Origin of the sequence: Arthrobacter sp. GAS37 (assembly GCF_044908325.1) — a bacterium.
Classification (GTDB): Bacteria; Actinomycetota; Actinomycetes; order Actinomycetales; family Micrococcaceae; genus Arthrobacter; species Arthrobacter ramosus.
Genome location: NZ_JBIYDB010000077.1, coordinates 1 through 3809, shown reverse-complemented (window position 1 = coordinate 3809; position 3809 = coordinate 1). Strand labels below are relative to the sequence as shown.

The following is a 3809-nucleotide window of genomic DNA, read 5'->3' as shown; positions in this document are numbered from 1 at the left end:
CACACTATTGAGTTCTCAAACAACAGACACACCCGGCACCACCCACACCCAACCAAGGGTCCAGGATCGCTCCGGAGCAACTTCCCAAACTTACCCGAATCATTACAACTTTGCAAATCAGTATCTCAACCAATTCAGGGTAACAATTCGAATTCCCTCGAATTGCGGCGCATAAAACACCAGCCGTTCCAGGCTCAATTCGAAGGGGTGGCCACCCGTGGTTCCCAGCTCTAGGCTGTCTCCCTCGCGGCGACTTAGAAGACATTACACGGCTTCCGTACCCCGCGCAAATCCAGCATTGACGCCCCGCTGTTCCCTGCAGTTTCAACGGTTCGAGACAGTATTCGTCGAGCTGATCGACAAACCTGATCGGTACGCCGCGGCGACGTCGACGGCGGAACGCGGGCTCCGCCGTCGGGCCCCGCCTAACGGAAGGCAGCGATACCGCTGAGCTTGCTACCCAAGATAAGGGTGTGGATTTCGTCGGTGCCTTCGTAGGTGCGCACGGATTCCAAGTTGTTGGCGTGCCGCAAGGGTGAGTGGTCCAGCGTGATTCCGTTGCCGCCGAGGATCGTCCTGGCTTCGCGTGCAATTTTGATGGCTTCGCGGCAGTTGTTCAGTTTTCCGACCGAGATCTGGTCCGGTTGCAACGTGCCGGCGTCCTTTTTGCGCCCGAGGTGCAGGGCGAGGAGGAATCCCTTGTTGATCTCCAGAGCCATGTCAACCAACTTCTGCTGGGTCAGCTGGTAGCCGGCCAGCGGTCTGCCAAACTGCAGGCGTTCCTTGGAGTAGTCGAGGGCTACCTCGAACGCATCGCGGGCGGCACCCATGGCGCCCCAGATGATTCCGTAGCGCGCCTCGTTCAGGCAGGAGAAGGGGCCCTTGAGCCCGACGACGTTCGGCAGCACCGCACTCTCGGGTAGTCGCAGATCGGACAATTCGATGTCGCATTGGATGGAGGCACGCATAGACAGTTTCGGCTCAATCGGCGTAGCCGTGAATCCAGGGGTCTCGGTCGGGACCACGAAGCCGCGGACGCCGCCGTCGGTCTGGGCCCAGATGATGGCGACCTTGGCCACCGACGCCAGGCCGATCCAGCGTTTTGATCCGTTGAGGATCCAGTCGCCTCCGTCGCGGTGCGCAAAGGTAGTCATGCGACCCGGATCCGATCCCGCCGTGGGTTCCGTTAGTCCGAAGCAGCCGATCGCTTCCCCCGCGGCCATCGCCGGCAGCCATTCGGCTTTTTGTTCATCCGAACCGTGCTTGTAGATGGCGCTCATCGCCAATGAGCCCTGCACCGAGACGAAGGTGCGCAACCCGGAATCGCCGGCCTCAAGTTCCGCTCCGGCCAGGCCGTACTCGACGGCGGATCGCCCGGCGCATCCGTAGGCTTTCAGGTGCATGCCGAGTAGGCCCATTTTGGCGAGTTCGGGGACAAGTTCCAGCGGAAAAATGGCCTTTTCATACCAGGTTGCGATGTGTGGCTTGATCTCGCTATCCACGAAGGCGCGCACCGAATCGCGCAGCGCACGTTCATCCGCGCTAAGGAGGGAATCAAAATCAATCAGATCGCTGATATCGGACATTTATGCGCCTTTCACGGAAGTGTTTGGGGACTGGAAGGTGCACCCTTGGTGCTCACCGAGGGCCGGGGGAACTTGCCGGTAGTTCGGTGCTGCTGCGGACAGCCGGATGGGGTTGGTAAGCTGCCGGGACTCCCGGCCTGTGGCGGGATCAGTGATAACGATTGACGGCTCCAGCCCCAGGCTCTCAGCCAGTTCGAAAGCCTCGCCAACGGTGTTGACCCTGCCCGCAGGAACACCTGCAGCGAGCAATTTCCCTTGCCAACTCGCAGCATTGTCAGCATGGAGCGCAGCCTCGATCACAATCCGAAGCTCCTCACGGGATGCTACTCTGCGTTCGTTAGTGAGGAATCTCGCTTGCTCGGGCAAACCCTCGAGCCCTAGGACTGACGCCAGCGCCGCAAATTGCCGATCGTTGCCGACCGCGATGGCGAGCGTGCCGCCGCCAGTGCGGAATGTCTCATATGGGGCGATGCTGGGGTGTGCATTGCCGAGCCTGCCAGGCGAATTGCCCGTGGCCAAGGTGGCCGCGCCTTGGTTCACCAATGCTGCCAGGAGCGAGGAGAGGAGGTTGACCTGCACCTGCTGGCCGGTCCCCGTGGCATCGCGTACCCGCAGCGCCATTAGGATCCCCGCTAGGGCATTCTGTCCTGTCAGGACGTCGACCAGGGCAACCCCGACCTTGCTGGGTTCTCCTTCGGGGTGGCCAGTGATGCTCATCAGGCCGCCTAGCGCCTGCACGAGCAGGTCATAGCCTGGCAGATTTGCGCCGGCGCCGGCCCCGAAGCCCGAGATCGAACAATAGACGATGTCCGGCCGGCCCTCGGAAACGGCCTGATAATCCAGACCGAATTTCGCCATGACCCCAGGACGGAAGTTTTCGATGACGACGTCGCAGCCGGCCACGAGGGCGCGGGCATGGCTCAACCCCTCATCGGACTTGAGATCTGCGACGACGGATTTCTTGTTCCGGTTGACGCTTGCGAAATAGGTACCGGTCCCATGGGCGTCCACAGGCGGGATCCACGCCCGGGTATCGTCGCCGGCAGGACCTTCGATCTTGATGACCTCGGCACCGTAGTCGGCCAACATCATGGAGCACAACGGACCTGCAAGAACCCGCGAAAAGTCCGCGATCCGAATCCCCGCCAAAGGCTGCGGCAGACCGCTTGGGCTGCCCACTATGGACGTCACGACACATCTCCTTCGATGGTTGTATGTTGCATGCAACTCTAGGGTAACGTTCCCGGCGTGTAAACAATTCTTCGTCGTATCGGAGTCAGCCGCGGAATTTCGTCAGCTGATCCAGCTTTGCAAGATATGCATCGGCGGACAGTCCAGGCGTCTTCGCGCAAACACCTGTAATGAGAAGCCGGGCGGTGCGGGTGACATGTTCTCGAACCGCAGCCCATGCAGCCTGCGGGTCCTGTCGCTCCAATGCCTCGAGAATGCCTCGACGGTCGTCGGCCAAGTCCTGGCTACTTCGGATTGAAGGGATGGTTACCAACCCTTGCGCAAGAACCAGATTGCGGAGTTCACCATCCAGCGCGGTTAGCCGGGGATTGCCCGCCAAGCCCATGAGAAACAAGTGGAATTCCTTGTCCGCCTGCAGGGTTCCGGGACCATCATCGCCGGCTGCAGCATCCAGGATGCGCCCGTGCAGCACCCGGAAATGCTCCAGGTCATCCTTGGTGACAACCTCGGCGGCCCGAGCCGCTGCCGGGGGCTCAAGAAAAATTCGGATCTGGAAGATCTGCACAATCTCATCAAGTGAAATCTGCAGCACCCGGACACCACGGTTCTTCTCGATCCGGACAATGCCCTCCTTTTCGAGCAGCTGCAGGGCCTCACGCACCGGCGTCCTGGACACGCCGAGCCTCTCGGCTAGCCCGATCGCGGAATAGTGCTCCCCGGGCGTCATCTCGCCGGAGGTGATTGCCGCCCGCAGCATGTCTGTGGCCTGCGCTGTCAGCGACACTCCGGGAGTAACCTGTTGCATGCTACTCATCCTGACATTGTACGGGTGACGCGAACCTGCATCTCGGAGGGGTCCATAGGTGAGCGAGGGTTTGGGATTTCCGGCTTATAGGTGAGCCGGGGTTTCGGATTTCCGGCACATAGGTGAGCCGGGGTCTGCGCCGGTTGGGGGGTGGGGTGTTAAATGGTGCAGGCCCCGACGTGTGTCGGGGCCTGGACCGTTAATGGTTGTCCGGCGGTGTCCTACTC

At 61.0% G+C, this 3809-nt stretch carries 3 protein-coding genes; all 3 read right to left on the bottom strand.

The window, feature by feature from the left end:
• Positions 1 to 425: 425 nt before the first annotated feature.
• The 3 genes from ABH924_RS24655 to ABH924_RS24645 all read right to left on the bottom strand — a co-directional run bounded on the left by ABH924_RS24655 (position 426) and on the right by ABH924_RS24645 (position 3591).
• Complete coding sequence (locus ABH924_RS24655; RefSeq protein ID WP_404503136.1) at positions 426 to 1586, bottom strand: acyl-CoA dehydrogenase family protein; 1161 nt, start codon at positions 1584 to 1586, stop codon at positions 426 to 428.
• A complete protein-coding gene (locus ABH924_RS24650) occupies positions 1587 to 2777 on the bottom strand; it encodes a CaiB/BaiF CoA transferase family protein (protein WP_404503134.1) in 1191 nt (396 codons plus the stop codon). It abuts the gene before it with no gap.
• Between the two features lie 85 nt (positions 2778 to 2862).
• Positions 2863 to 3591, bottom strand: coding sequence for a GntR family transcriptional regulator (locus tag ABH924_RS24645; RefSeq protein ID WP_404503132.1), 729 nt, complete (start codon positions 3589 to 3591; stop codon positions 2863 to 2865).
• Positions 3592 to 3809 lie beyond the last annotated feature (218 nt).